General features: G+C 68.4%; 19 protein-coding genes. 14 read left to right on the top strand and 5 right to left on the bottom strand.

Annotated features, from left to right (window positions below):
- Window positions 1-53 precede the first annotated feature (53 nt).
- Both G6N60_RS23690 and G6N60_RS23685 read left to right on the top strand, forming a co-directional pair.
- Entirely contained in the window at window positions 54-1,706 is a 1,653-nt protein-coding gene (locus tag G6N60_RS23690; protein ID WP_163741821.1) for a medium/long-chain-fatty-acid--CoA/3-oxocholest-4-en-26-oate--CoA ligase, read from the top strand.
- Complete coding sequence (locus tag G6N60_RS23685; protein ID WP_163741819.1) at window positions 1,706-2,821, top strand: NAD(P)H-dependent flavin oxidoreductase; 1,116 nt, start codon at window positions 1,706-1,708, stop codon at window positions 2,819-2,821. Before G6N60_RS23690 ends, G6N60_RS23685 begins: the two co-directional genes overlap by 1 nt.
- Here the strand turns inward: G6N60_RS23685 and G6N60_RS23680 are convergent.
- The 4 genes from G6N60_RS23680 to G6N60_RS23665 form a co-directional block, all read right to left on the bottom strand.
- The gene (locus G6N60_RS23680) at window positions 2,818-3,513 is read right to left on the bottom strand and encodes an LpqN/LpqT family lipoprotein (RefSeq protein WP_163741817.1); all 696 of its coding nucleotides are present in this window, start codon (window positions 3,511-3,513) and stop codon (window positions 2,818-2,820) included. The genes G6N60_RS23685 and G6N60_RS23680 overlap by 4 nt on opposite strands.
- A gap of 85 nt (window positions 3,514-3,598) precedes the next feature.
- A complete protein-coding gene (gene fadD17 / locus G6N60_RS23675) occupies window positions 3,599-5,131 on the bottom strand; it encodes a long-chain-fatty-acid--CoA ligase FadD17 (protein ID WP_163741815.1) in 1,533 nt (510 codons plus the stop codon).
- A gap of 3 nt (window positions 5,132-5,134) precedes the next feature.
- The gene (locus G6N60_RS23670) at window positions 5,135-6,232 is read right to left on the bottom strand and encodes an acyl-CoA dehydrogenase family protein (RefSeq protein ID WP_163741813.1); all 1,098 of its coding nucleotides are present in this window, start codon (window positions 6,230-6,232) and stop codon (window positions 5,135-5,137) included.
- Window positions 6,233-6,248: 16 nt separating this feature from the next.
- Window positions 6,249-7,433: an acyl-CoA dehydrogenase family protein gene (locus G6N60_RS23665; protein ID WP_163741811.1), complete on the bottom strand. Its 1,185-nt coding sequence runs from the start codon at window positions 7,431-7,433 to the stop codon at window positions 6,249-6,251.
- Between the two features lie 144 nt (window positions 7,434-7,577).
- Here G6N60_RS23665 and G6N60_RS23660 point away from each other — a divergent pair, with 144 nt between their 5' ends.
- From G6N60_RS23660 to G6N60_RS23605, 12 genes are all read left to right on the top strand, one after another.
- Window positions 7,578-7,769, top strand: coding sequence for a ferredoxin (locus G6N60_RS23660; protein ID WP_163741809.1), 192 nt, complete (start codon window positions 7,578-7,580; stop codon window positions 7,767-7,769).
- 13 nt (window positions 7,770-7,782) lie between these two features.
- On the top strand, window positions 7,783-8,697 hold the full coding sequence (locus tag G6N60_RS23655; protein ID WP_163741807.1) for a 3-oxoacyl-ACP reductase: 915 nt from the start codon (window positions 7,783-7,785) through the stop codon (window positions 8,695-8,697).
- 308 nt (window positions 8,698-9,005) lie between these two features.
- A complete protein-coding gene (locus G6N60_RS23650) occupies window positions 9,006-9,719 on the top strand; it encodes an MlaE family ABC transporter permease (RefSeq protein WP_372510995.1) in 714 nt (237 codons plus the stop codon).
- A gap of 95 nt (window positions 9,720-9,814) precedes the next feature.
- Window positions 9,815-10,657 (top strand): MlaE family ABC transporter permease, encoded by an 843-nt coding sequence (locus G6N60_RS23645; RefSeq protein ID WP_163741804.1) that lies wholly within the window; start codon window positions 9,815-9,817, stop codon window positions 10,655-10,657.
- Window positions 10,658-10,669: 12 nt separating this feature from the next.
- On the top strand, window positions 10,670-11,866 hold the full coding sequence (locus G6N60_RS23640; RefSeq protein WP_163741802.1) for an MCE family protein: 1,197 nt from the start codon (window positions 10,670-10,672) through the stop codon (window positions 11,864-11,866).
- Window positions 11,866-12,900: an MCE family protein gene (locus tag G6N60_RS23635; protein ID WP_163741800.1), complete on the top strand. Its 1,035-nt coding sequence runs from the start codon at window positions 11,866-11,868 to the stop codon at window positions 12,898-12,900. The genes G6N60_RS23640 and G6N60_RS23635 overlap by 1 nt, the downstream gene beginning before the upstream one ends.
- On the top strand, window positions 12,893-13,951 hold the full coding sequence (locus G6N60_RS23630; protein WP_163741798.1) for a virulence factor Mce family protein: 1,059 nt from the start codon (window positions 12,893-12,895) through the stop codon (window positions 13,949-13,951). Before G6N60_RS23635 ends, G6N60_RS23630 begins: the two co-directional genes overlap by 8 nt.
- The gene (locus G6N60_RS23625) at window positions 13,948-15,408 is read left to right on the top strand and encodes an MCE family protein (protein WP_163741796.1); all 1,461 of its coding nucleotides are present in this window, start codon (window positions 13,948-13,950) and stop codon (window positions 15,406-15,408) included. The genes G6N60_RS23630 and G6N60_RS23625 overlap by 4 nt, the downstream gene beginning before the upstream one ends.
- Window positions 15,408-16,604 (top strand): virulence factor Mce family protein, encoded by a 1,197-nt coding sequence (locus G6N60_RS23620; RefSeq protein ID WP_163741794.1) that lies wholly within the window; start codon window positions 15,408-15,410, stop codon window positions 16,602-16,604. The genes G6N60_RS23625 and G6N60_RS23620 overlap by 1 nt, the downstream gene beginning before the upstream one ends.
- A complete protein-coding gene (locus G6N60_RS23615; protein WP_163741792.1) occupies window positions 16,604-18,322 on the top strand; it encodes a virulence factor Mce family protein in 1,719 nt (572 codons plus the stop codon). Before G6N60_RS23620 ends, G6N60_RS23615 begins: the two co-directional genes overlap by 1 nt.
- Window positions 18,323-19,012, top strand: a complete 690-nt coding sequence (locus G6N60_RS23610) for an Rv1363c family protein (protein WP_163741790.1) — start codon at window positions 18,323-18,325, stop codon at window positions 19,010-19,012.
- Window positions 19,012-19,506 (top strand): mammalian cell entry protein, encoded by a 495-nt coding sequence (locus tag G6N60_RS23605; RefSeq protein ID WP_163741788.1) that lies wholly within the window; start codon window positions 19,012-19,014, stop codon window positions 19,504-19,506. Before G6N60_RS23610 ends, G6N60_RS23605 begins: the two co-directional genes overlap by 1 nt.
- Here G6N60_RS23605 and G6N60_RS23600 read toward each other — a convergent pair.
- On the bottom strand, window positions 19,493-20,950 hold the full coding sequence (locus G6N60_RS23600; protein WP_246241302.1) for an alpha,alpha-trehalose-phosphate synthase (UDP-forming): 1,458 nt from the start codon (window positions 20,948-20,950) through the stop codon (window positions 19,493-19,495). The genes G6N60_RS23605 and G6N60_RS23600 overlap by 14 nt on opposite strands.
- Between the last annotated feature and the right edge of the window lie 12 nt (window positions 20,951-20,962).

Raw genomic sequence — 20,962 nt, 5'->3', positions numbered from 1 at the left:
GCTTCGTCGCCACAGACTTGTCACGAAATGTAACACGTTCTAGTTTAGGTGCCGTGGCCCTCAACATCGCCGATCTCGCCGAGCACGCCATCGACGCCGTGCCAGACCGCGTCGCCCTGATCTGTGGCGACCAACGGCTCACCTATGCCGAGTTGGAGGAGCAGGCGAACCGCTTCGCGCACTACCTCCTCGACCAGGGAGTGCAGAAGGACGACAAGGTCGGCCTGTACTGCCGCAACCGCATCGAGATCGTCATCGCGATGCTCGGCACCGTGAAGGCGGGCGCCATCCTGGTCAACGTCAACTTCCGCTACGTCGAGGGCGAACTGCGGTACCTGTTCGAGAACTCGGACATGGTGGCGCTCGTCCACGAACGTCAGTACGCCGACCGCGTCGCCAACGTGCTGCCGGACGTCCCCGCCGTCAAGACCATCCTGGTCGTGGAGGACGGCAGTGACGCCGACTACCAGCGCTACGGCGGCGTCGAGTTCTACTCGGCGATCGCCGGGAGCTCGCCCGAGCGCGACTTCGGTCCGCGCAGCGCCGACGACATCTACCTGCTCTACACCGGTGGCACGACGGGCTTTCCGAAGGGCGTCATGTGGCGCCACGAGGACATCTACCGAGTGTTGTTCGGCGGCACCGACTTTGCGACGGGCGAGCCGATCGCCGACGAGTACGACCTGGCGAAGCAGGCCGCCGCGAACCCACCGATGATCCGGCTGCCCATCCCGCCAATGATCCACGGGGCCACCCAGTCGGCCACCTGGATGTCGCTGTTCTCGGGCCAAACCGTGGTGCTCGCACCGGAATTCAACGCCGACGAGGTGTGGCGGGCCATCCACGAGCACAAGGTGAACCTGCTGTTCTTCACCGGTGACGCGATGGCGCGGCCGCTGCTCGACGCACTGCTCGCACACCAGGCGAAGGGGACCGAGTACGACCTCAGCTCCCTGTTCCTCCTGGCCAGCACCGCGGCGCTGTTCTCGACGAGCATCAAGGAGAAGTTCCTCGAACTGCTGCCCAACCGCGTCATCACCGACTCGATCGGCTCGTCGGAGACCGGGTTCGGCGGCACCAGCATCGTGGCGAAGGGCCAGTCGCACACCGGCGGTCCGCGCGTGACGATCGACAAGAACACCGTGGTGCTCGACGAGGACGGCAACGAGGTCGTCCCCGGCTCGGGGGTGCGCGGCATCATCGCCAAGCGCGGGCACATCCCAGTGGGCTACTTCAAGGACGAGAAGAAGACCGCGGAGACGTTCCAGACCATCAAGGGCGTGCGCTACGCGATCCCCGGCGACTACGCGCAGGTCGAGGCCGACGGCAGCGTCACGATGCTCGGTCGCGGCTCGGTGTCGATCAACAGCGGTGGCGAGAAGATCTATCCCGAAGAGGTCGAGGCCGCGCTGAAGGGTCATCCCGACGTCTTCGACGCGCTCGTCGTCGGCGTGCCCGACGCCCGCTTCGGCCAGCACGTCGCGGCCGTCGTGCACCCCCGCGAGGGCGCCAGGCCGACGCTGGCCGAGCTCGACGCGTTCGTGCGCAGCGAGATCGCGGGGTACAAGGTGCCGCGCAGCCTCTGGTACGTCACCGAGGTCAAGCGGTCACCCGCGGGCAAGCCCGACTACCGCTGGGCCAAGGACGTCACCGAGGCCGGGCCCGCCGATGAAGTGCACGCCAAACACGTTGGGGCAGGAGCGTAATGCGTACCGAACTGTGTGATCGCTTCGGCATCGACTACCCGATCTTCGTCTTCACCCCGTCGGAGAAGGTGGCCGCCGCGGTCACCCGCGCCGGTGGTCTCGGCGTCCTGGGCTGCGTGCGGTTCAACGCCGCCGACGACCTCGAGCGGGTCCTGCAGTGGATGGACGAGAACACCGACGGCAAGCCCTACGGCGTCGACATCGTCATGCCCGCCAAGGTGCCCACCGAGGGCACCAGCGTGGACATCGACAAGCTGATCCCGCAGGGCCACCGCGACTTCGTCGCCAAGACGCTCGCCGACCTCGGCGTCCCACCGCTGCCCGAGGACGAAGCGCGTTCGGAAGGCGTTCTCGGATGGCTGCATTCGGTCGCGCGGTCCCACGTCGAGGTCGCGGTCAAGCATCCGATCAAGCTCATCGCCAACGCGTTGGGTTCACCGCCCAAGGACGTCATCGACCAGGTGCATGCGGCGGGGGTGCCGGTCGCGGCCCTGGCCGGCAGCGCCAAACATGCTCGGCGCCATGCCGACAACGGCGTCGACATCGTGATCGCCCAGGGCCACGAGGCGGGCGGGCACACCGGTGAGATCGCCTCGATGGTGCTGGTGCCCGAGGTGGTCGACGCGGTGGGGGACACGCCCGTCCTCGCCGCCGGTGGCATCGGGAGTGGGCGTCAGGTCGCGGCGGCGCTTGCCCTTGGGGCGCAAGGGGTGTGGATGGGTTCTGCGTTCCTCACCGCCGCCGAGTACGACCTCGGCGAGCGGTTGCCGTCGGGGCGTTCGGTGATCCAGGAGGCCATGCTCGCCGCGACGTCGAGTGACACCGTGCGCCGGCGCATCTACACCGGCAAGCCGGCGCGGCTGCTCAAGAGTCGGTGGACCGACGCCTGGGATGCCGACGGCGCACCGGAGCCGTTGCCGATGCCGCTGCAGAACATCCTCGTCAGCGAGGCGCACCAGCGCATGAGCGAATCCGCCGATCCGACCGCCGTCGCGATGCCGGTCGGTCAGATCGTGGGGCGGATGAACGAGATTCGGCCCGTCGCCGACATCATCGCCGAACTGGTCACGGGTTTCGAGGACGCCACCACGCGACTCGACGGGATCCGCGGCTAGCTGCTGGACGGGTCGGTGATGGTGGTGCCGCGGTCGATCTCGTCGGTGGCGGCGGCAAGCACCTGGCTCGCCGCGACGGGTCCATCGAAGTTCAGCTGCAGCACGTAGAGGCCGTCGGGCGCGGGCACCTCGATCGTGGTCTGCGCGATCGAGCGCGTCGCCCCGCCGCGGACGAACGTCCCGCCGAGCGTGTAGGAGGGGTGCCCGCCGAGCGTGCCCGCCTCGCCCGCGTTCGTGGGCACGTAGTTCGGCAGGTTGCGCAGTTCGCCGGGGGCGAGTTCGAGGATCTTCCGCGGGTCGACCTGACCGCTCAGCTTCGACCAGAGCGCGACGACGTTGGGCGGGTCGGCCGCGAACTCGGGGGCGCCGTAGACCAACGCCTCGAAGGCGTAGTCGGGCAGCTTGTCCTTGTCGACGGTCGACCATCCTGCGGGCACGGGGATCTTCACCGCGGGGGCCTTGGGGTCGTCCACCTTGATCCCGGCTTCGGTGATGCCGCTGTCCTTGATGTAGCTCGCGATGGTCGGGTTCGGGCCCGACGCGGGCGGCGCGGTGCTCGTCGTCGGGGTGCTGCTCGCGGCCGAACTGGTGCTGCCCGTCGCGCTCGTGGCGTTCGAGCCGCAGCTGGACAGGACGACGGCGGCCAGAGCGGTCGCGGCGGTGGCCGCGAGCAGCCGTACGGACGAACTCATGACGTGACTCCTCGATGTGGTGACTCGCGGACCGTCGGACCGGCCTCGAGGGCGTCAGACTAGTTTGCGTGCCTGTCCGGTTCCTTTACGGCGGGCAACTGCGGACGGTACGGCCGTCGATCGCGATGACCCGATCGTCGCAGTCCAGCGCCTGCGCCGACAGCACCCGCTTGAGCACCTTGAACGTCTCGGTGCGGGGTAGCGCGGTGGCGATTCGCACGAAGGCGGGCCACTGCTTGGGACCCAGGTCGCTCTGCTCGGAGAGGAACGTCTGGAAGTCGTCGGCGTCGAACGTGGCCCCCGGCACCAAGACGACGGCGGCCATCACCCGGTCACCGACCGCGGGATCGGGGATCGGGTAGACGGCGGCCTCGAGGACGTCGGGGTGACGCAGCAGGATCCGCTCGATCGGTGCGGTGCCGAGGTTCTCGCCGTCGACCCGCATCCAGTCGCCGAGACGGCCTGCGAAGTAGACGTATCCGGCGTCGTCGCAGTAGGCGAGGTCGCCGCTGTGGTAGACCCCGCCCGCCATGCGCTCGTCCTCGGCGGCCGTGTCCCGGTAGTAGCCGCGAAACCAGCCCCGCCCCTTGGGGTTCACCAGCTCGCCGACCCGGCCCGGCGGACACGGCTCACCGGTGTCGACGTCGACGATGGCGACCTCGTCGGTCAGCGGTCCGAGCGAGCCGTCCGGGGTGTCGGGGGTGCGACCGATCGCGATGCCGCCCTCGGTCGAGCCGAAGCCGTCGACGACGACGGTGTCGAACCGCTCGGCGAACCGCGGCAGGTCGCGCGGGGCGCCCTCGTTGCCGTACATGATCCGCAGCGGGTTGTCGGCGTCGTCGGCGCGGGGCGGGGTGGCCAGGACGTAGGACAGCGGCTTGCCGACGTAGTTGGCGTACGTGGCGCCGAAGCGTCGCACGTCCGGGATGAACTGCGAGGCGGAGAACTTGCGCCGCAACGCAATCGACCCGCCCGCGGCGACGGCGACCGCCCAGCCCGCCATGATGGCGTTGGAGTGGAACAGCGGCATGGACAGGTAGAACGTGTCGTCGCGGGTGAGCCCGAACCGCTGTGCGAGCATCGTGCCGGGAAAGGCCACCTTCTCGTGCGTCACGCGGACGGCCTTGGGCTCACCGCTGGTGCCCGAGGTGAAGATCAACATGAAGAGGTCGTCGGGGCCGAGGTCGGCGACGCTCACCGGGGTACCGCGGTGGGCGGCCAATTCCTCTGTCCACGAGGGTGATCCGACGTCGACGACGTCGACGCCCCGCGGTGCCGAGGCGGCGTCGTCGGTCAGGACGAACTGGCAGTCGGCCCTGTCGACGTCACGGGCGAACGCGTCGCCGCGCCGCGTCGGATTGAGCCCGACCGGCACCAGCCCGGTGAGTCCCGCCGCCACCAGGACCGTCGAGAAGAACGTGGTATTGCCCAGCAGCACCCCGACGTGCGGCGGCCTGGCCGGATCGAGGCGAGCCCGCAGGGCCGCGGCCAGCTGAGCGCCCGCCAGCAGGTGATCACGCCAGCAGACGAACGAATCCCGTTCGTGGACACCACGATCGGTGACGTCGACGAGGGGTGTCAGCAGATCGGCGACGGTCGGGTTGCGCGCCTCGGTCACCGGTCAGGCGGGCGTCTCGGCCAGTTCGCGGCCGATGCGCAGCAGCTGGCCCGTCGCTCCGCCGACCGCGAACTCGGTCTGCTTGGCGGCCAGGAAGTAGCGGTGCACGGGGTGGTCGACGTCGATGCCGACGCCGCCGTGCACGTGGACCGCGGTGTGTGCGACGCGGTGGCCCGCCTCGGCGGCCCAGAACGCGGCGGTGCCGACCTCCAGATCCGACGGCAGGTCCTCCGACAGCCGCCAGGCCGCCTGCGTCACCGTCAGGCGCAGTCCCTTGACGTCGATGTAGCCGTCGGCGAGGCGTTGGCCGACGGCCTGGAAGCTGCCGATGGGCCGGTCGAACTGCTCACGCTCCCTGGCGTACTCCGCGGTGAGCTCGAGCGCACGCTCCAGGACCCCGAGCTGAAAGGCGCTGCGGCCCAACGTGCTTCGCGTGGTGAGCCACGCCGCGACCTCGTCGCCACCGACGACGCGAGTGGCGTCGACCTCCACGCCCTGCAGGTCGAGGTGCCCGACGCTGCCGTGGCCGGTGGTGTCCAGCGAGCTGACCGAAACGCCGGAATCCCGGGCCGAGACGAGGAACACCCGGGTGCCGGCGTCGGTCTCGGCGGGCACCAGGAAGGCGTCGGCGACCGGTGCGTAACCGACCAGTGCCCTCGAACCGGTGAGCCGGTGACCCTCTCCGGAAGTCGTGGCCCGTACCGGACCCTGCCCCATCTCGCCGTCGAGTGCGACGGTCAGGATCTTCTCACCCCGTACGGCGGGGGCGGCCCAATCCTGCTGCAGCGCCTCGGATCCGAACGTCGCCAGGGCCCCTGCGGCCAGCACGACCGACTCGAGGTAGGGCACGGCCGCGATCTGCCGTCCCAGCGCGACCAGGACGGCCGTCTCCTCCAGAACCCCGAAACCGCCGCCGCCCAACGACTCCGGCGCCGTCGTGGACAGGACGTCCGCGGCGATCAGCTTGGACCACAGCTCGCGGTCGAAGCGCTCGTCGAGCGTGTCCAGTTCGCGCTGCCGGTCCGGCGTGCAGACGGTGTCCACGATCGAACGGGCCAGTCCACCGAGATCGCCTGCGGCCTCGGTCGTCGAAAAGTCCATGTGAGTCCTCGCTCCGTTACCGGTTCACTCGGGGCAGGCCGAGGGCGACCATGCCGATGATGTCACGCTGAATCTCGTTGGTACCGCCGCCGAAGGTGAGGATGAGGCAGGACCGGTGCATGCGTTCGACCCGGCCGCGTAGCAGCGCACCCCGCGAGTCCGAACGCAGGGTGGCCGCCGTGCCGAGCACCTCCATCAGCAGGCGGTAGGCCTCGGTGGCCATCTCGGTGCCGTAGACCTTGGCCGCCGACGCGTCGGCGGGTGAGGGGGCGTCGTCCGTCGCGGACGCCAGCTCCCAGTTGATCAGCTTGAGCACCTCGGCCTTGGCGTGCACGCGCGCCAGGTTCAGCTGCACCCACTCGGAGTCGATGAGCCGGTTGCCATGTACGTCCTTGGTGTTCTGCGCCCACTCGCGGACGGCGCCGAGCGCGGCGAACACCGGTTGGGCGGAGACCAGCGCGACGCGTTCGTGGTTGAGCTGGTTGGTCACCAGCTTCCAGCCGGCGTTCTCCTCGCCGACCAGGTTGGTCGCCGGGATCCGCACGTCCTGGTAGTAGGTCGCGCTGGTGTCGACGCCGGACATCGTGTGCACCGGGGTCCACGAGAAACCCTCGGCGGTGGTCGGCATGATCAGCATCGAGATGCCCCGGTGCTTCTTGGCCTCCGGGTTGGTGCGCACCGCGAGCCACACGTAGTCGGCGTAGGCGATGAGGCTGGTCCACATCTTCTGGCCGTTGACGACGTAGTCGTCGCCGTCGCGCACCGCGGTCGTGCGCAGTGCGGCGAGGTCGGTGCCCGCGCCCGGCTCGGAGTAGCCGATCGAGAAGTGCAGCTCGCCCGCCGCGATCTTGGGCAGGAAGAACTTCTTCTGCTCGTCGCTGCCGAAGTGCATGATCGTCGGCGCGACGCTGTTGATCGTCAGGAACGGCACCGGCACGTTCGCGATGGACGCCTCGTCGTTGAAGATCAACCCGTCCATGGGCGTGCGTTCCTGGCCGCCGTACTCCTTGGGCCAACTGAGGGTCAGCCACCCATCGGTGCCCATCTGCTTGACGGTGTCGCGGTAGACGTTGCCGCGGCCCATCTCACCGCCGTCGCCCGCGCTGAGTGCCTCGGCCCGCTCCGGGGTCATCAACCTGGCGAAGTACGAGCGCAACTCGCGGCGCAAGTCCTCTTGCTCGGGGCTGTAGCCGATCCGCATCGCTGCCGTCCTATCCTGTGCGCATTGCTCCGGGGTGGCACTGGGCCTTCCCGGTTGTAACACGTTCTAGTCTTGGAATCCAGGCACGGTTATTCTGTGCCGACGCTGGGCGGGACGTCCGCACCACGTGGCGAGGAGGTTCTGATGCGGGTGGAGGTCGATCGTGACCGTTGCGAGGGCAATGCGGTGTGCGTGGGGATAGCCCCGGACCTGTTCGATCTGGACGACGAGGACTACGCCGTGGTCACCGCCGACCCGGTGCCCGACGACCAGGTGGCCCTGGCCGAGCAGTCCATCGCCGAGTGCCCGCGGGCCGCCCTCCTTCGCAAGGACTAGAGGTATTCGTAAAGTGAGCACTGCATCGACGGATTTGAGCGGCCGCGTGGCCGTGGTGACGGGCGCGGCCGCGGGGCTGGGACGGGCCGAGGCGATCGGCCTGGCGCGTGCGGGCGCGACGGTCGTCGTGAACGACGTCGCGGGGGCCCTCGACCGGTCCGACGTCCTCGACGAGATCGCCACCGTGGGCGCCAAGGGCGTCGCGGTGGCCGGTGACATCAGCGCGCGCAGCACCGCCGACGAACTCGTCGCCACGGCCGACGGTCTCGGCGGGCTGGCGATCGTCGTGAACAACGCGGGCATCACCCGGGACCGGATGCTGTTCAACATGACCGACGAGGATTGGGACGCCGTCATCGCGGTGCACCTGCGCGGTCACTTCCTGCTCACCCGCAATGCCGCGACCTACTGGCGCGACAAGGCCAAGCAGAATGGCGGCACCGTCTACGGCCGCCTCGTCAACACCTCGTCGGAGGCCGGTCTCGCGGGCCCGGTGGGGCAGGCCAACTACGGCGCCGCCAAGGCGGGGATCACGTCCCTGACGCTGACGGCGGCGCGTGGCCTCGGCCGGTACGGGGTGCGGGCCAACGCGATCGCGCCGCGCGCCAGGACGGCGATGACCGCCGACGTGTTCGGCGACGCCCCCGAGCTGCCGGAGGGGCAGGTCGACGGGTTGTCCCCCGAGCACGTCGTCACCCTGGTGCACTTCTTGTCCTCGCCCGCGGCCGAAGGCGTCAACGGCCAGCTCTTCATCGTCTATGGTCCGACGGTGACGTTGGTGGCGGCGCCGACGGCCGAGAAGCAGTTCACCGCGGATTCGGACGCCTGGGCCGTCGACAACCTAGGGTCAACGCTTGGTGACTACTTTGCTGATCGTGACCCCGAGTTGGGATTCTCGGCCACCGCACTGATGTCGTCGCGAGACTGACAGTCTCGATTGTCAGTCTCCTGTGAGCACTAGAACACGTTACAGAATGACCTTGGTCACACCTGCTCTGACCAGCGATGATAGGTCGATCTTGGGCAATTTCTCCGTTCTTTGACACTGTGAACACGTTCTAGTTAATATGATCCGGCTCACTCAGGGCAGCGCTCGACCGCGGGGTAGGGGAAGCGTCGCGGCTCCGAGTCGGCGAAGATTCGCCAAAAGACTTCTCGACCCCGTCGGAGAGAATGGAGCCTAGGTTGAAGGAACAGCTGACGGCTCCGGCTCGGGCCGTTGGCGGCTTCTTCGAGATGTCCCTGGACACCTTCGTCAAGATCTGGCGCAGGCCGTTCCAGTTCCGCGAGTTCCTCGAGCAGACGTGGATGATCGCGCGCGTCTCGCTCATCCCGACGCTGCTGGTCGCCATCCCGTTCACCGTGCTGGTGGCCTTCACGCTCAACATCCTGCTGCGCGAGATCGGCGCGGCGGACCTCTCCGGCGCCGGTACGGCGTTCGGCACCATCACCCAGCTGGGCCCCGTGGTCACGGTGCTCGTCGTGGCCGGCGCCGGGGCGACCGCGATCTGCGCCGACCTCGGTGCCCGCACCATCCGCGAGGAGATCGACGCGATGCGGGTGCTGGGCATCGATCCGATCCAGCGACTGGTGGTGCCCCGCGTGCTGGCCTCCACGCTGGTGGCGCTGCTGCTCAACGGTCTGGTGTGTGCGATCGGCATCTCCGGTGGCTACGTCTTCTCGGTCTTCCTCCAGGGCGTCAACCCGGGCGCCTTCATCAACGGGCTCACCATCCTCACCGGGCTCGGCGAGCTCGTCCTCGCGATGTTCAAGGCGCTGCTGTTCGGCTTGATGGCCGGCCTCGTCGGCTGCTACCGGGGGCTGACGGTAAAGGGCGGCCCCAAGGGCGTCGGCGTGGCCGTGAACGAGACCGTGGTCTACGCGTTCATCTGCCTGTTCGTCATCAACGTGATTCTGACGGCGGTCGGGGTCCGAGTGTTGGCCCGCTGATGAGCGCTTGCGCGAAGAAGAGACGGTCATGATGAGCGCTTGCGCGAAGAAGAGACGGTCGCGATGAGCGCTTGGGCGAAGAAGAGACGGTCGCGATGAGCTACGACGCCACGCTGCGCATCCGGCGGTTCTTCCGCGGGGTGCCCAAGGCCGTCGACGTCATCGGCGAGCAAGCCCTGTTCTACGGGGAGTCGGTACGGTACATCCCCAACGCGCTGACCCGGTACCGCCGCGAGACGATCCGGCTGATCGCCGAAATGACCATGGGCGCAGGCGCTTTGGTGATGATCGGCGGCACGGTCGGCGTCGCCGCCTTCCTGACCCTGGCCTCCGGCGGCGTCATCGCGGTCCAGGGTTATTCGTCGTTGGGCAACATCGGCATCGAGGCGCTCACCGGATTCCTCTCGGCGTTCCTCAACGTCCGCATCGTCGCGCCGGTCATCGCGGGCATCGCCCTGGCCGCCACCATCGGTGCGGGCACCACCGCACAGTTGGGCGCGATGCGCGTGGCCGAGGAGATCGACGCCGTCGAGGCGATGGCCGTGCACTCGGTGTCCTACCTCGTCTCGACCCGGATCATCGCGGGCCTGATCGCGATCGTCCCGCTCTACTCCCTGTCCGTGCTCGCGGCCTTCTTCGCGGCGCGGTTCACCACCGTGTTCATCAACGGACAGTCCGCGGGTCTCTACGACCACTACTTCAACACGTTCCTGGTGCCGACGGATCTGCTGTGGTCGTTCCTGCAGGCCATCGTCATGTCCATCGCCGTGATGCTGGTGCACACCTTCTACGGCTACAACGCGTCCGGCGGACCGGTCGGCGTCGGCATCGCCGTCGGGCAGGCCGTGCGGACCTCGCTGATCGTCGTCGTCACGATCACCCTGTTCATCTCCCTGGCCGTCTACGGCGCGTCGGGCAACTTCAACCTGTCCGGATAGAAGGGTCGAGAGATGGGTGACGCCAAGCGCAGTCACGTGCGGATCGCCGCGGCGATCCTCGCGGCCGTGCTGCTCGTCGCCGTCGTCTTCACCTACCTGTCCTACACCGCGGCCTTCACCCCCACCGACACCATCACGGTGACCGCGCCGCGCGCCGGCCTGGTGATGGAGACCGACGCCAAGGTCAAGTACCGCGGCATCCAGATCGGGAAGGTGTCGGCGATCGACTACGCCGGCGACCGCGCGAAGCTGACGCTGTCGGTCGACAGCAGCGAGCTGCGCTACGTGCCCGCCAACGCCAAGGTGCGCATCGCGAGCACCACGGTGTTCGGCGCCAAGTCGGTGGAGTTCCTGACCCCCGAGCAACCGGAGGGCGGCTCGCTGCGGCCGGGCACCCAGGTCGCCGCGCCCGACGTGCAACTCGAGGTCAACACGCTCTTCCAGTCGCTCACCGACACCCTGCAGAAGATCGACCCGATCGACCTCAACGCCACGCTCAGTGCGCTGGGCGAAGGTCTGCGCGGCAACGGCGACGACCTCGGCGCGTCGCTGTCCGGGCTGAGCACGTTCCTGCAGAAGTTCAACCCGAAGCTGCCCGAGCTCCAGCAGGTCTTCCAGCAGACCGGCCAGGTCGGCAACGTCTATGCCGACGCCGCACCCGATCTGGTGACGGTGTTCGACAACCTGCCCACCATCAGCAAGACCCTCGTCGATCAGCAGGACAACCTGAACGCCACGCTGCTGGCCGCGACCGGGTTGGCCAACAACGGCACCGCGACGCTGCAGCCCGGCGCCGAGGACCTGATCGCCGCCGTCCAGCGACTGCGGGCCCCGCTCAAGGTGGCGGGTGACTACTCACCGGAGATCGGGTGCATCCTCAAGGGCACGTCGATCGCGGTCGACCGCTTCGCCCCGATCATCGGCGGCATCCGGCCCGGCCTGTTCGTCGCGTCGAACTTCCTGCCCGGCGCACCGGCGTACACCTACCCGGAGAGCCTGCCCATGGTCAATGCGTCCGGCGGGCCCAACTGCCGGGGCCTGCCCGACGTGCCGAGCAAGCAGTACGGCGGGTCGTGGTACCACACGCCGTTCCTCGTCACCGACAACGCCTACGTCCCGTTCCAGCCGAACACCGAGCTGCAGTTCGACGCTCCGTCCACGCTGCAGTTCCTGTTCCACGGCGCCTACGCGGAAAGGGATGACTACTGATGAAGCGCGATCGCACGCTCCTCAACGTCAGCATCTTCACCGTCGTCATGCTGCTGGTGGCCGCGGGCCTGGTGGTGGTGTTCGGCCAGTTCCGCTTCGCGTCGGGTCGCACGTTCCACGCCACGTTCACCGAGGCGTCGCGGCTCAAGCCGGGCCAGGACGTCCGGATCGCCGGGGTGCCGGTCGGTTCGGTGGAGGGCGTCGACCTCAACCCCGACAACACCGTCGACGTGACGTTCGACGTCGACGACCGCTATCAGCTCTACACCTCCACCCGGGCCGTGGTGCGCTACCAGAACCTGGTCGGTGATCGCTACCTCGAAATCACTTCTGGCCCAGGCGAATTGCGCAAGCTGCCGGTCGGTGCGACCATTCCGAAGTCGAACACGCAGCCGGCGCTGGACCTCGACGCGCTGCTCGGCGGTCTGCGTCCCGTGCTCAAGGGTCTCGACGGCAACAAGGTCAACGAGGTCAGCAACGCGATCATCGAGCTGCTGCAGGGGCAGGGCGGCTCGCTGGCCACGCTGCTGGCCAGCACGTCGTCGTTCACTCAGGACCTCTCGGCGCGCGACCAGCTCATCGGCGACACCATCAACAACCTCAATGCGGTGCTCGGCACGATCGACGCCAAGGGCGCCCAGTTCGACTCCAGCGTCAACCAGTTGCAGCAGCTCATCACCGGCCTCGCCCAGAACCGCGACCCGATCGCGGGCGCCATCCCGCCGCTGGCCTCGGCGACCAGCGATCTGACCGACCTGTTGCTCCACGGCCGCCGACCGGTGCAGGGCGTCATCGAGAACCTCCGCCCGTTCGCCCAGCGGATGGACGAGCGCAAGGCCGACGTCAACAAGGTCATCGAGCCGCTCGCCGAGAACTATCTGCGGCTTAACGCCCTTGGCGCCTACGGGTCGTTCTTCAACATCTACTACTGCTCGATCCGGATCAAGATCAACGGCCCGGCGGGCAGTGACATCCTGATCCCGTTCGGTGGGCCGCCCGATCCGTCGAAGGGGAGGTGTTCCGACAATGGCTAAACCCGGCGAAGGCAATCCCGTCCGCACCGGAATCTTCGGCATCGCCCTGGTCACGTGCCTCGTGCTGGTGTCGTTCGGCTACACCGGTCTGCCGTTCTGGCCGCAGGGCAAGAACTACGTCGCGTACTTCACCGACGCGGGTGGCATCACCCCCGGCAGCGACGTCAGCGTGTCGGGCATCAAGGTCGGCAAGGTGTCCTCGATCGAATTGGCCGGCGCTTCGGCCAAGGTGAACTTCACCGTCGATCGCAAGGTGCGCGTCGGCGACCAGTCGCTGGTGTCGATCAAGACCGACACCGTGCTGGGGCAGAAGTCGCTGTCGGTGGCTCCGAAGGGCGCGGGCAGCTCGACGGTGATTCCCTTGGGCCGCACCACGACTCCGTACACCCTCAACACCGCGCTGCAGGATCTCGGCGAGAACGCCGGCGAGCTGGACAAGCCGAGGTTCGAGCAGGCGCTGCAGACGCTGACCGACACGCTGCACGACGCGACGCCCGAGCTGCGCGGCGCCCTGGACGGCGTGGCGGGTCTGTCGCGCAGCCTGAACAAGCGCGACGAAGCGCTCGAACAGCTGCTCGCCCATGCCAAGAAGGTGTCCGACACCCTCGCCCAGCGGGCCGGTCAGGTCAACCAGCTGATCACCGACGGCAACGAGCTGTTCGCCGCACTCGACGAGCGGCGGCAGGCGCTCAGCGAGCTCATCGGTGGGATTCAGGGTGTCTCCCAACAGCTCTCGGGCTTCGTGGCCGACAACAAGCGCGAGTTCAACCCGGCCCTGCAGAAGCTGAATGCGGTCCTGGACGACCTGCTGGCGCGCCGCGACCACATCGGCGAGGCGCTCAAGCGCCTGCCGCCCTACGCGACGGCCCTCGGCGAGGTCGTCGGATCGGGTCCCGGCTTCCAGATCAACCTCTACGGACTGCCACCCGCGACGCTGTCGGAAGTGCTGTTGGACACGTACTTCCAGCCGGGCAAGCTGCCGGACAGCCTCGCCGACTATCTGCGCGGGTTCATCTCCGAGCGCCTGATCATTAGGCCGAAGTCGCCATGAGCCAACACAGTTCGCCGTCGTCGACCCCCCGGGTGCTGCGCATCGCCGTCATCGCGATGCTGGTGGTCGGGCTGCTGGGTGGCGCGTACCTGGTGTGGCCGCAGGCCAAGAGCCACCAGGTCACCGCGTACTTCCCGTCCACGGTGGGCCTCTACCCGGGTGACGACATCCGGGTGGTCGGCGTGCCGGTCGGCAAGATCCGCTCCATCGAACCGCGGGCGGAGGACGTCAAGGTCACGATGGACGTCGACAGCGGGGTCAAGCTGCCCGCCGACGCCCGCGCGATCATCATCGCGCCAAACCTGGTGTCGGCCAGGTTCATTCAGTTCACCCCGGCCTACACCAACGGCCCGGTGATGGCCGACGGCGCCCAGATCGGCCTCGACCGCACCGGCGTGCCCGTCGAGTGGGACGACGTCAAGAAGCAGCTGACCGAACTGAGTGCGTCGCTCGGTCCTCAGCAGGGCGACCTGCAGGGTCCGCTGGCCGCCTTCGTCAACCAGGCGGCCGACACGTTCGACGGCAACGGCGACTCGTTCCGCAATGCGCTGCGCGAACTGTCCCAGACGGCGGGCCGCCTCGGCGATTCCCGCGCCGACCTGTTCGGCACGGTGCGCAACCTGCAGGTGCTCGTCAACGCACTGTCCAACAGCAACGAGCAGATCGTGCAGTTCACCAACCACGTCGCCTCGGTGTCGCAGGTGCTCGCCGACAGCGGCAAGGACCTCGACCAGACGCTGGGCGCGCTGAATCAGGCGCTCGTCGACGTCAGGGGTTTCCTGAACCAGAACAATCAGGCCCTTATCGCCCAGATCGGCAAGCTCACCGACTTCACCAACATCCTGACCGAGCACAGCGACGACATCGAGCAGATCCTGCACATCACGCCGAATGGGCTGGCGAACTTCTACAACATCTACAACCCCGCGCAGGGCACCGTCGGCGGCCTGCTGTCGCTGCCCAACTTCGCCAACCCGGTGCAGTTCATCTGCGGCGGCACGTTCGACGTCGGCGCGTCACCGGACAACTACAAGCGCGCGGAGATCTGCCGCGAGCGGATGGGCCCGGTGTTCAAGCGCCTTGCCGTGAACTACCCGCCCATCCTGTTCCATCCGATCAACAGCATCACGGCGTACAAGGGCCAGATCATCTACGACACCCCCGCGACCGAGGCGAAGGCCCAGACGCCCGTGCCGTACCTGCAGTGGCAGCCCGCGCCCGGCGTGACGCCGCCGACCATCGGACCCGACGGTCGGATCAGTGACCTGCTGCTGCCGCCGCCCCCGATACCGGGTCAGGTGTCGCAGGCGGGTGCGCCGCAGATGGGGTACAGCACCCCGCCCGACGGTGCCGGACCGTTGCCGGGACCCGCGCCGGACCCGGGCCCCGCCGCCGGCCCGCCAGCCGCCGCCCCGCCGCCGGCCGCGCCACTGCCTGCCGAGTCGGGAGGTAACTGATGCCGAAATCGTTGTCGCGCACGGCGTTACGCCTCGGTCGCAACTCCGTGGTCATCGGCTCCGGCGCGGTGCTGCTGGCCGGCTGCGCCTTCGGTGGCCTCAACTCACTGGACATGCCGGGCACCGAGGGGCACGGCAGCGGTTCCTACACCGTCACCGTCGAGCTGCCCGACGTCGCGACGCTGCCGCAGAACTCGCCGGTCATGGTCGACGACGTCACCGTCGGCAGCGTGTCCGGCGTGGAGGCCCGGCAGAAGCCCGACGGCAGCTTTTATGCGGCGGTCAAGGTGTCGTTGAACGGCAGCGTCGACCTGCCCGCCAACGCGACCGCGAAGGTCGCCCAGACCTCGCTGCTGGGGTCACAGCACATCGACCTCGCGCCGCCGGTGGACCAACCGCCCGACGGCAGGCTGCGCGACGGTTCGAACATCCCCCTCGAGCGGGCCGGTCGCTATCCCACCACCGAGGAAGTGCTGTCGTCCCTCGGTGTCGTGGTCAACAAGGGCAATCTCGGTGCGCTGCAAGACATCACCGACGAGACGTTCGCGGCCGTCGCCGGCCGCTCCGGACAGTTCGCCGACCTCATCCCGCGGCTGGCCGAGCTGACCACGTCCCTCGAGCAGCAGACCGGTGACATCATCTCCGCTCTCGACGGGCTGAACCGCTTCGCCGGAATCCTGGCCAAGAGCAAGGACAGCCTCGGGCGCGCGCTGGACAGCCTGCCCGCCGCGCTCAAGGTGCTCAACGACAACCGCACCAACATCGTCGACGCGTTCACCGCCCTGCGGACCTTCGCCAACGTGGGTGCCCACGTGCTCTCGGGCATCAAGGACGACTTCGCGGCCGACTTCAAGGACCTGTATCCAGTCATCAAGGCGCTCAACGACAATGCCGACGACTTCATCAAGGACCTCGAGTTCCTCCCGACGTTCCCGTTCCACTACAAGTACCTGCGCAACGCGGTGCGCGGTGACTACCTCAACGTGTTCGTGACGTTCGACCTCACGGTGCGCCGCACGGGTGAGTCGGTGTTCACCACCTCCAAGGGCCTCGACCCGAACATGAAGCACCTCGACGAGGTCGTCAACCCGCCCGACTTCCTCACCGGGGCAATGGCGAATCTGTCCGGACAGGCCGCCGATCCGTTCAAGATCCCGCCGGGCACGGCGACCCAGCACGACGGGGGGAAGCCCTAGTGCTGGACCGTCTCACCCGCATCCAGTTGACGATCTTCGCGATCGTCACGGTGATCTGCGTCGGCCTGATCTCCACCTTCTACCTGCACCTGCCCGCGGCGGTCGGTCTCGGGGCCTACCGCGTGACGGCGGACTTCAAGGCGGGCGGCGGGCTCTATCAGAACGCCAACGTCACCTACCGCGGCGTGACCATCGGACGCGTCGAGCAGGTGGGCCTCGACAAGGACGCCGTGGTCGCCACCATGCGGCTCAACACCGACACGCCGGTGCCCGACAACGTCACCGCCACCGTGAAGAGCGTGTCCGCCGTCGGTGAGCAGTACGTCGACCTGGTGCCCCCGGCCGACCCCTCGAAGCGAATGCTGGCCGACGGCGCGAACATCGGCCTGGACCGCACCGCGATCGGTCAGGACATCGACGACCTTCTGACGCAAGCGAATTCGTTGGTCAACAGCGTCGGGAACAGCCGCCTGCAGGATCTGCTGCGCGAGACGTTCAAGGCGTTCAACGGATCCGGGCCCGAGCTGTCGCGCATCATCCAGTCGACCCGGCTGATCGTCGACGAGGCCAACGCCAACTCCGGCCAGATCAACCAGCTGATCGACCAGGCCGGTCCCTTCCTCGACGCCCAGATCCGCAGCGGTGACGACGTCAAGTCACTCGCCGACGGGCTGGCCAGGTTCACCACCGAGGTCACCCACGCCGATCCGCAGCTGCGCTCGGTGCTGCAGACCGCGCCGGGTGCGGCGCAGGCGGCCGACACCACGTTCGAGGGCATCCGGCCCAGCTTCCCCGTGCTGGCGGCCAACCTCGCGAACGTCGGCCGCATCGGCGTGATCTACCACAAGTCGATCGAGCAGGCCCTGGTCATCTTCCCCGCCCTGCTCGCCGCGTTGAACACGGTGGCGGGCGGCGTGCCCACCGACGAGGGCGGCAAGCTCGACTTCAAGGTCGACCTCGGCGATCCGCCGCCCTGCTCGGTCGGGTTCATCCCCCCGCCGCTGATCAGGACGCCCGCCGACACGACGCTGCGCGACCTGCCGACGGACCTCTACTGCAAGGCCGCCCAGAACGATCCGTCCGTGGTGCGCGGCGCACGCAACTATCCCTGCCAGGAGTTCCCCGGCCGCCGGGCGCCGACGATTCAGCTGTGCCGCGACCCCCGCGGGTACGTACCGCTGGGCAGCAACCCGTGGCGCGGTCCGCCGGTCCCGTACGGCAGCACGCCCGTCACCAATGACCGAAACATCACCCCGCCCAACAAGTTTCCGATGATCCCACCGGGTGCGGACTACGACCCCGGACCACCGGTGGTGCAGCTGCCGCCCGGCGTCGCACCCGGCCCGGGCCCGGCGCCGAATGCGCCGTTCCCGCTGCCCTACCCGCCGAGTGACCCGGGGCCACCGCCGCCGCCGCACCCGTTCGACGCGCCGCCGGACCAGATCGTGCCGCCCTACGGCAGACCCGCGCCCGACGCCCCGCCACCCCCGGCGCCCGCTCCGGCTCCTGCACCAGCTCCGGCACCGGCCGACGTGCCGCCGGCGCCCGCCGACGGGACGCCGCCGCAGGCGAGCGCTCCCGCCACGACGACGTACGATTCCAAGACCGGCGTATTCGTCGACCCCGCGGGGGGAACGGGCGTCTACGCCAGCGGCATGGACAAGGTCAACTCCGCAGAGACGTGGGTCGACCTGATGTTGGATCCGAGGCAGGCGTAAGTGAGTGAGACACCCGATTCGGGGACGAAGACTGCCCCGCGCAGGCGGGCGTCGCGGGCCGCGGGCCCGGCCACCGGCGTCGTGCCCGAGGCGCCGACGCAGGTGGTCGTCGACTCACCCGCGGTCGTGCGGGTGCGTCCCGCCAAACCCGTTGGGCCGCCGCCGCGGCGCCGGTCCCACGGCGCCCTGGTGGCCGCGCTGGGCGTCGGCAGCACCGCCGTCCTCGTCGCGGTCATCGGCGGGTTGGTCGCTCTGCTCCTGGTGCAGCAGCGGCACGCCGAGGCGGCCACCGCCCGGGATCAGCGATTCGTCGACACGGCGTCGCAGACCGTGGTCAACATGTTCAGCTACACCCAAAACACCATCGACGAGAGCGTGAACCGGTTCGTCGACGGCCTCAGCGGACCGCTGCGCGACATGATGAGCCAGGGCAACAACGTCGACAACCTCAAGGCCATCTTCCACGACACGAACGCCAGTTCGGAGGCCGTCATCAACGGCGCCGCACTGGAGAAGATCGACGAGACCGCCGACAACGCCTCGGTGCTGGTCTCGGTGCGGGTGACCGTCACCAACATCGACGGCGTGAACGCGCCCTCCAAGCCCTACCGGCTCCGGGTCATCGTGCACGAGGACGACAACGGCCGCATGACCGGCTACGACCTGAAGTATCCCGACGGAGGCAACTGATGGGCCGCCTGCAGTCCAGGCTGGTGGTGCTCGTCGGCGCGCTGCTCGCGCTGGCGTTCGTGGTGCTGAGCGGCGTCGGCGGCATCCTGTACTGGAACCGCGTCGAGCGCGTCGGCGCTCAGGAGACCAGCGCCGAGCTACCGGGGCTGGCGGCCCAGCAGATTCCGATGATCCTGGGCTTCGACTACCAGACCATCGAGCGCAGCCGCATCGACGCCGCCAAACTGCTGACCCCGGACTTCCGTCGCGAGTACGAAGAGGACACCACCAAGAACGTGGTGCCCGCGGCCAAGGACCGCCAGATCGTCAGCCAGGTCAACGTCGTCGGCGTGGGAATGCTTGCCGCACACCGCACGTCGGGCTCGGTGATGGTGTTCATGAACCGCACCCTCACCGACAAGACCAAGCAGCCGCTCTACGACGGCAGCCGCCTGCGGGTCGACTACCAGAAGGTCGGCCGGGACTGGCGGATCCAGGACATCACTCCGATCTGACGGTGTCCTTCGTCGCGGTGAGGGCGTCGAGGAACGAGCGGGCCCACCGGTCGACGTCATGGGCCAGCACCTGACGGCGCATCGCCCGCATGCGGCGGCGGCCCTCCTCGGGCGACTGCGTCAGCGCCGCCTCGATCGCGTCCTTCACCCCGTCGAGGTGATGCGGGTTGGTCAGATACGCCTGGCGCAGTTCGGCTGCGGCGCCGGTGAATTCGCTCAGTACGAGCGCACCGCCGAGGTCGCTGCGACAGGCGACGTACTCCTTCGCGACGAGGTTCATGCCGTCGCGTAGGGGAGTCACCAGCATGACGTCGGCCGCCACGAAGAACGCAATGAGCTCGTCGCGCGGCAGCGCCCGGTGCACGTAGTGCACGACCGCATGCCCGACCTGGCCGTACTCGCCGTTGATGTGACCGACCTGGCGCTCGATGTCCTCGCGCATGGCCTTGTAGCTCTCGACGCGCTCCCGGCTCGGGGTCGCCAGTTGGACGAGCACGGTGTCGCTCGCGTCGACGCGGCCCTCGTCGAGCAGCTCGGAGAACGCATGCAGGCGGACGTCGATGCCCTTGGTGTAGTCCAGCCGGTCCACGCCGAGGAGCACCTTGCGCGGATGTCCCAACTCCGCGCGAATGTCCTTGACGCGCTGACGGACGTCGCGGTGGCGCGCCTTGGCGTCGAGGTCGTCGGAGTCGATCGAGATGGGGAACGCACCGACCTTGACCGTGCGGAAGCCGACCTGGATCTCACCGAACCGGGAGCGCACGCCCACGCTGGCCCGCGACGTGTTGGCGCCGACGAGCCGTCGGGCCAGGATCATGAAGTTCTGCGCGCCGCCGGGCAGATGGAAGCCCACCAGGTCGGCGCCGAGGAGGCCCTCGATGATCTCGGTGCGCCACGGCATCTGCATGAACAGCTCGACCGGGGGAAACGGGATGTGCAGGAAGAAGCCGATCGTCAGGTCCGGGCGCAGCATGCGCAGCATCTTGGGCACCAGCTGCAACTGGTAGTCCTGCACCCACACCGTGGCGCCGTGCGCGGCTGCGCTGGCGGTGGCCTCGGCGAAGCGACGGTTCACCTCGACGTAGCGGTCCCACCACGAGCGGTGATACACCGGCTTGACGATCACGTCGTGGTAGAGCGGCCACAGGGTCGCGTTGGAGAAACCCTCGTAGTACTCGGCGAAGTCGTCGTCCGACAGGCGCACCGGGCGCATCTCGAGCCCGTCTTCGAAGATCGGTTCTTCGTCGCCGTCGGTGATCCCGGGCCAGCCGATCCAGGCGCCGTGCCGCTTGCGCAGCAAGGGTTCGAGCGCCGTCACGAGGCCGCCAGGACTGCGCTTGTAGTCGGTGCTGCCGTCGGGCAGGCGCACCATGTCGATCGGCAGCCGGTTGGCGACCACCACGAAGTCGGAGTTACCGCCCTCGGTGTCGTCGGAGCCGGAGATCCCGGAGTCAGC

The organism is Mycolicibacterium madagascariense, from assembly GCF_010729665.1.
Classification (GTDB): domain Bacteria; phylum Actinomycetota; class Actinomycetes; order Mycobacteriales; family Mycobacteriaceae; genus Mycobacterium; species Mycobacterium madagascariense.
This window is presented reverse-complemented; position numbering and strand designations above follow the sequence as displayed.

Bases quoted from the DNA above. Each gene is read 5' to 3' on its own strand.
- G6N60_RS23630 (WP_163741798.1), top strand. From the start codon at position 12,893: ATGGCTAAACCCGGCGAAGGCAATCCCGTCCGCACCGGAATCTTCGGC.
- G6N60_RS23625 (WP_163741796.1), top strand. From the start codon at position 13,948: ATGAGCCAACACAGTTCGCCGTCGTCGACCCCCCGGGTGCTGCGCATC.
- G6N60_RS23670 (WP_163741813.1), bottom strand. From the start codon at position 6,232: ATGGACTTTTCGACGACCGAGGCCGCAGGCGATCTCGGTGGACTGGCC.
- G6N60_RS23660 (WP_163741809.1), top strand. From the start codon at position 7,578: ATGCGGGTGGAGGTCGATCGTGACCGTTGCGAGGGCAATGCGGTGTGC.
- G6N60_RS23665 (WP_163741811.1), bottom strand. From the start codon at position 7,433: ATGCGGATCGGCTACAGCCCCGAGCAAGAGGACTTGCGCCGCGAGTTG.
- G6N60_RS23645 (WP_163741804.1), top strand. From the start codon at position 9,815: ATGAGCTACGACGCCACGCTGCGCATCCGGCGGTTCTTCCGCGGGGTG.
- G6N60_RS23640 (WP_163741802.1), top strand. From the start codon at position 10,670: ATGGGTGACGCCAAGCGCAGTCACGTGCGGATCGCCGCGGCGATCCTC.
- G6N60_RS23685 (WP_163741819.1), top strand. From the start codon at position 1,706: ATGCGTACCGAACTGTGTGATCGCTTCGGCATCGACTACCCGATCTTC.
- G6N60_RS23620 (WP_163741794.1), top strand. From the start codon at position 15,408: ATGCCGAAATCGTTGTCGCGCACGGCGTTACGCCTCGGTCGCAACTCC.
- G6N60_RS23680 (WP_163741817.1), bottom strand. From the start codon at position 3,513: ATGAGTTCGTCCGTACGGCTGCTCGCGGCCACCGCCGCGACCGCTCTG.
- G6N60_RS23635 (WP_163741800.1), top strand. From the start codon at position 11,866: ATGAAGCGCGATCGCACGCTCCTCAACGTCAGCATCTTCACCGTCGTC.
- G6N60_RS23650 (WP_372510995.1), top strand. From the start codon at position 9,006: ATGTCCCTGGACACCTTCGTCAAGATCTGGCGCAGGCCGTTCCAGTTC.
- G6N60_RS23605 (WP_163741788.1), top strand. From the start codon at position 19,012: ATGGGCCGCCTGCAGTCCAGGCTGGTGGTGCTCGTCGGCGCGCTGCTC.